The 6,000-nt window shown below is 45.3% G+C and carries 7 protein-coding genes and 2 pseudogenes; 8 read left to right on the top strand and 1 reads right to left on the bottom strand.

Features of this window, described 5'->3' with window-relative positions:
• A partial coding sequence (locus GBK04_RS28620; RefSeq protein WP_373331498.1) for a hypothetical protein occupies nt 1-288 on the bottom strand: 288 nt, incomplete at its 3' end.
• A 653-nt stretch (nt 289-941) separates the two neighbouring features.
• Here GBK04_RS28620 and GBK04_RS28615 point away from each other — a divergent pair.
• The 8 genes and pseudogenes from GBK04_RS28615 to GBK04_RS28595 all read left to right on the top strand — a co-directional run bounded on the left by GBK04_RS28615 (nt 942) and on the right by GBK04_RS28595 (nt 5,906).
• Entirely contained in the window at nt 942-1,559 is a 618-nt protein-coding gene (locus GBK04_RS28615; RefSeq protein WP_373331497.1) for a recombinase family protein, read from the top strand.
• A gap of 578 nt (nt 1,560-2,137) precedes the next feature.
• Nucleotides 2,138-2,329 (top strand): annotated as a pseudogene (locus GBK04_RS31340) (LexA family protein); the annotation flags it as partial.
• A 7-nt stretch (nt 2,330-2,336) separates the two neighbouring features.
• Nucleotides 2,337-2,381: pseudogene (locus GBK04_RS31335) on the top strand (hypothetical protein); the annotation flags it as partial.
• A 92-nt stretch (nt 2,382-2,473) separates the two neighbouring features.
• Entirely contained in the window at nt 2,474-3,529 is a 1,056-nt protein-coding gene (locus GBK04_RS28610; protein ID WP_373331496.1) for a Y-family DNA polymerase, read from the top strand.
• Entirely contained in the window at nt 3,438-3,752 is a 315-nt protein-coding gene (locus tag GBK04_RS31330; RefSeq protein WP_373331499.1) for a DUF4113 domain-containing protein, read from the top strand. The genes GBK04_RS28610 and GBK04_RS31330 overlap by 92 nt, the downstream gene beginning before the upstream one ends.
• A 133-nt stretch (nt 3,753-3,885) precedes the next feature.
• Nucleotides 3,886-4,563: an AAA family ATPase gene (locus GBK04_RS28605; RefSeq protein WP_152766461.1), complete on the top strand. Its 678-nt coding sequence runs from the start codon at nt 3,886-3,888 to the stop codon at nt 4,561-4,563.
• A 57-nt stretch (nt 4,564-4,620) separates the two neighbouring features.
• Entirely contained in the window at nt 4,621-4,917 is a 297-nt protein-coding gene (locus GBK04_RS28600) for a hypothetical protein (RefSeq protein WP_152766459.1), read from the top strand.
• A 68-nt stretch (nt 4,918-4,985) separates the two neighbouring features.
• Nucleotides 4,986-5,906, top strand: a complete 921-nt coding sequence (locus GBK04_RS28595; protein WP_152766456.1) for a replication protein RepA — start codon at nt 4,986-4,988, stop codon at nt 5,904-5,906.
• Nucleotides 5,907-6,000 lie beyond the last annotated feature (94 nt).

Genomic DNA, 6,000 nt, shown 5'->3' with positions numbered 1-6,000 from the left:
CTCAGCCGCCAAAACTTTAATCAAAAACGAGTTATAAGTATGGATTACAAAAAGCGAAACAGGAATTTTCAATTTCTTACTGGTCGTGGCAGCAAAACCTAATAATGCTTCAATTCGTCCATCTTGCTCCGAGGCTATATCCGCAATCTGGCCGTAGAGGGTCTGCCATTCTTCAAAGAGCATCTTCTCTTTTGAGTGCTCACTATTTCGAATTTTATTCGAAATGTGATCCACCAAGGCCGTCATAGCATTAGTGCCAATGAGGGACCCCAAGGCCAAAATCTTCAATCAAATTTGCAGATGTGACGGCTCGCCTATAAGCATCAATACAAGCTGTGGCCACCATTGTGACCGAAGTTTCGGACAATGGTAGAAGCGGACCGTTTTTTATTTCACCGTCAACTACTTGGGCAAAAAATATGTGCTCAGCGTCAATCCCGATTCCGATATAATCGCTTTCAGGAATGTTTTCTTGAAAGCAGTTCGGATATATATTTTTTTAAGGCGTTGATCTCGTGCTTCTTTGAATTTAGGACTATCTACGCTGCCATTAAAGAGTCCCCTATCCTTAAATTCTATAATTACATTGTTGTAACTGGAATCTTTTTTACCCCTTTCCGCATCGAATGAAATTCCAAGAGCATTTGAGAGGGCGTTTATCCATCCAAGTCGTACTTCTTCCTCATTTTGCCAGCGTGATTTTGTTCGCTAACAACTCCTTATATAACTGTTTGTACATGCGCGTATTTCCACGGTAAATTTCAAAAGTAAGAAGATCGAGGGTATAAGCAAGAAGCTTTTAACCATATAATTTGCAGCTTTGGTTTAAAATTATGAACAGTTTGTTGAAACTGTTCCTATACAAAACGACCGTATGTAGTTGAACAAATTCGGCTAGAATAGCTATATTCGGGCCATGAAAAAAGCCATCGCCTATTACCGTGTATCAACTGACCGCCAGGGAAAAGCGGCTGGGGCTGGAAGCCCAGCAAGAAGCCGTGCGCATGTTCGCAGACCGGGAAGGCTACCAGGTCACGGCTCATTATACCGAGATCGAGAGCGGCAAGAAAAATCACCGCCCGCAGCTGCTGGCCGCACTTGCTCAATGCCGCAAACAGAAAGCCATGCTCATTATAGCGAAGCTCGACCGTTTAGGCCGCAATGTTGCGTTCATTGCAAACCTAATGGAAAGCAAAGTGGACTTTAAAGCGGTAGATAATCCCTACGCCAATAAATTGATGGTGCATCTTCTGGCTGCATTCGCGGAGCATGAGCGGGAGCAAATCAGCATCCGTACTAAGGATGCATTGCAAGCGGCTAAGCGCCGTGGAGTGCAATTAGGCCGACATGGAAAGGAGATCGAGAGCAAGAAGAATGCCCAGGCCGCTGCCGAATTTGCTGTTCACATGAAACCATTGATCGAAGCATTGAGGGACGAAGGATGCACCACGGTTCGCGCCATTCGGGATGAATTGAACCGCCGCCAGGTTCCGACCTATCGGAACAATGGCCAACAATGGCATCTTCAGTCAGTCCATAGCCTCTTGAAACGAATTTGAGTAAAGCCCCCCTTCGTGCCAGTCCTTCAAGCGTTCGCGGCAGGATGCTGCGCCACCTGCCACTTCACGCCCAAGCCCACGGGTTGAAGGACAGGCACTCCCCGGCAAAAGCAAACTTTTGGAAAAAGCGGTACGGAGAATGGTTTTTATCTCTGTTCGTTCCTCACATCGAAAAAACCATCATCCCGTGGGCATAATGATTGAAAATCAAATTGCATTTCTGCAACTGTAAAAAGAAGTCCTTTTACAACTAATATTAGTTGTAAAATACGGTGTAAAACCAGAACTATAAAAAACACTTGGTAGAGTTCAATTTAGATTGAATACCCAATCATTGACCAAGTTCTTTTATAATATAAGTAAAATATATTTTTCGAGAAACGGTTGCTATTTCAGAAAATTATCACAGAGTTTGCATATAGTTTTCTTTGATCGTGACGACATATGCAGCACCATGACGTATTTTTTCAGGAAATAATTTTGCACGGTATTACCGAGTTTGAGCCTGTTTTACTGCCCAAATTTGCGACTAATGTAGAATGCGGCAATAGCACCACCGCTTTGCAAGTCCTGCGGATGATTACATTGAAACAACGCTCGATCTAAACGAATATCACAACATCAAGAAACACGCCTGTTTCCTGGTGGAAGCGGTCGGAGATTCCATGATTGATGCAGGAATCACCGAGGATGATTTATTGATCGTAGATACCAGCCTCGATTACCGGGGAAAACGACATTGTCATTTGCTGTTTGAACGGCAGCTATAAAGCAAAAATGATCCAGCGCCGGAAAGGCATATTATGCCTAATTTCTCGTAATCCCCTATTTGATCCTATCGAAATACAGGAACACGACGACTTGCGCGTATTCGGGGTAGTTAAGGGATTTAGCCGCAATTTCAGGCGCGATTAATGGCATGGTTTGGGCTACTCGATTGCAACAATTTCTATTGCTCATGTGAGCGCATCTTTGCCCCTGCCCTATCCACAGCCCCCCTTGTTGTATTAAGCAACAACGATGGGTGCATAATTTCCCGCAGCCAGGAGGCGAAGGATTTGGGCATCAAAATGGGAACGCCTGTCCATTTGATTCAAGACCTGATCCGGCAACATGCTATCGAGGTTTTTTCCTCCAATTACACCCTATATGGCGACATTTCCGCACGGGTTATGAATACGCTCAGCGAATTATGCCCGGTCGTGGAAGTGTACTCGATAGATGAAGCGTTTTTGGACTTATCAATTTTCCCAAGTTCAGAACTGGAAACATTCGCCCGAAATATTCGTAAGACGGTTAGACAATGGACTAAGATTCCTACATGCGTCGGAATCGGGCCAACCAAAGCCCTTGCCAAGGTGGCGAATAGAATTGCCAAAAAGAACCCCGCCCATGAAGGCGTATTTATCATTGCAGATGAAGCAACCCGGCTTGCTGCACTACAAGATTACGAGATTGGAGAAGTATGGGGCATAGGCCGAAAATATGCCCAGATGTTGCAGGCAAACGGCATCGAAACGGCACAACAATTTACCGAATTGCCTGATGAATGGGTAAAAAGTGAAATGACTATTGTAGGGCTTCGGCTACTGCTGGAATTGCGCGGGCAATCCTGCTTACCGATGCTTTCCCCCCGCACCCTTTCCAAAAATATTTGTAGTTCCCGCTCTTTCGGTGCCTCACAAACCAATATGGAAAATATCAGCGAGGCGGTCAGCACATTTGCCAGTAAATGCGGGGAAAAGTTACGGGAGCAGAAGGGGTGCGCCGGAGTGATTACGGTCTTTCTTCAAACAAACCGATTTAAGCCAGAGCAGCCCCAATATAGCAAAAGCCAAACCTTGAATATTCCCAGCCCCAGGCAACAGCGCGGAACTCATCAAATATGCACTGCATGGACTGAGCCAGATTTACCGTGCCGGCTACGAATACAAGAAAGCCGGCGTTATCGTAACAGGTATCATCCCTGATGACCAGGTGCAGCAGAGTATGTTTGACAATGGAAGCCGTGATAGGTGGGATCAGATCTCAAAAGCTATGGATCGTATTAATGGGAAGTATGGCCGCGATACGATCAGCTTTGCCGTACAGGGCACAAAAGGTAAAAGAACCTGGCAGCCCAGAGCCGAAAGACGTAGCGCAGCATTTACAACGGACTGGCACCAACTACCAAAAGTCAGCATGAGCGACTAATTATCTGTATTACAGATATATGCAGCTATGCGAAGGGATAGTAATAAATATTTGACTACCCTTTGCGTAGAACAATAGATAGAACTGCTTTTACAACTAAATTTACAACCCAATACTATTTTGGAATTACAACATGATTTACACCATAGGCGGTATTAAGGGCGGAAGCGGCAAAACAACTATTGCCACCAATTTAACAGTCTATTTGTCCAAGCTGGGACGGGACGTAATTCTCGTAGATGCTGACGATCAGGAATCCGCCACGGACTTTACTTCCTTTCGACATCAAAGCCTGAATGGAGAATTAGGCTATACTGCCGTTAAAATCACCGGCAGCGAGTTGAATGCTAATGTGGCCAGGCTGGCCAAGAAATATGATGATGTGGTGATTGATACGGGAGGCCGCGACACCGTAAGCCAACGATCCGCCCTTTCTGTATCGCATGCCTATCTTATTCCTTTCGCGCCGCGCTCCCTGGATATTTGGACGTTGCGCAAAGTGGAAAATCTCATAGCGGAAATGTCGCCGTTCAATCCTGGCTTGATTTGCCTGACCTTCATCAACAAAGCCGACCCACGCGGAACCTATAAGGAAGACACCGCCGATCTACTGCGGGAATCATCCTATGTGGAATTTATAGATACTCCCATTGGCAACCGTATCTCTTTTGCGAATGCCGCCGCTTCTGGTTTGGGTGTAATCGAGATCAAACCCACCGATGAAAAAGCCGTAGCCGAAATGACAGAACTTTATAATGGAATTACCAATGCGCTGGAATCCAACAATAATAAAAAGAAAATAACAACCTAGATTACAACCGTATTTAGTTGTAATATTGAAACTCTTTCAACAACCAGAAACAAAACAATGGCTACAACCAAAAAGAAATCTAAAATTGCAATGCCCCCCGCCGCACTCAACAATGCCGCTATGCTGGAAGCCATCAATAAGGGTGGATCAGTACGGGCTACGACTGAGGCGCAAAAGGCGGAGCCAGAAACGGACAAATTGAAATCCTTCACTTTCAAGATTTATGAAAGTGAACTGGCGCAGATACGAGATATTCAGGATCGTTTGCCTAAGCGGGACAGAATCTCCATTCATAATTTTGTGGTTGCCGCTGTAAAAGACAAGATCGCAAGAGAGCAAAAACGCACAAACTAACCTATAAATTCACAACTAGGATTAGTTGTGAATCTGCTGTATAATCCACAACCAATTATTTTTAGTTGATGTCTGAAAAAGCCGATAACAAAAAGCCTTCCCGCTACGCCGAAAGCCGTATTCGGCTTATGATGGACAGCATAGATACACCCAGGGAAGAACGGGATCATATTTATATGCCGGTAGCACTGGCACACGTCTATTTTCCCCGGCGTGATACCAAGCTTGATCCTACCGAAAGCTATATTCATAGAAGCGGAAATTTTCAGCTTAATATCAGCCAGCTTCCCGTTCCTAATCACAACACCGGAAAAAATGATTTTCTAGGCTTACCCTTTGGCCCCAAATCACGGCTATTGTTGGGAGCAATCAACGCTTTGGCCTTGCAACAGGGCAGCAATAAAATTGACATCGAGGCGGATACCCTACCGCAGTTTCTTCAAAAAATCGGCCTAACCGATGGAGGCAATCAGATCAGCCAGGCCCGCAACCAGATTGCGCGTCTATCTTCTTCGCTGATTAGCGTATCCTACAAGGAAGAAGATGGAAGCATGGCTTATGGGCAAATGCCCATCGTGAAAGGTTTCGATCTATTTCCCCGCAGCAAGCCGGATCAACTATTGCTTTGGAAAAGGCACATCGTTTTAAGCCTGGATTACTGGCAGGAATTGCAAAAACACCCGTTGCCGCTGGCGCTGGAACATTTACGGATTCTATCAGGCAACGCCCGCGCTATCGACTTTTACAGCTTTCTTGCCTATCGGCTGCACGGCCTGAAAAAGCCTCTTTTCCTCACCTGGGCGACCATGAAAGAAATCTTTGGAGGGGATATTGGCCGAATGGACAATTTTAAAGCCAAAATGCGTCATACCGCAGAACTGGTAAAACTAGCCTATCGGGATGCACGGTTTTCCTATGACGATCAAGGATGGACATTTGAACGCAGCCCCGCACCGATTCAAAAAAAATCCAACTTATTTCTACCGTAACTTGGTAGGAGCGTTGTGTATAAGCACTGTATAACAAGTACTTGCAACAATTTATCCACCGTAACTTGGTAGGGAGAAAGGTTGTTTATCCACC

Source organism: Salmonirosea aquatica (assembly GCF_009296315.1).
GTDB classification, from domain to species: Bacteria; Bacteroidota; Bacteroidia; order Cytophagales; family Spirosomataceae; genus Salmonirosea; species Salmonirosea aquatica.
This window is presented reverse-complemented; position numbering and strand designations above follow the sequence as displayed.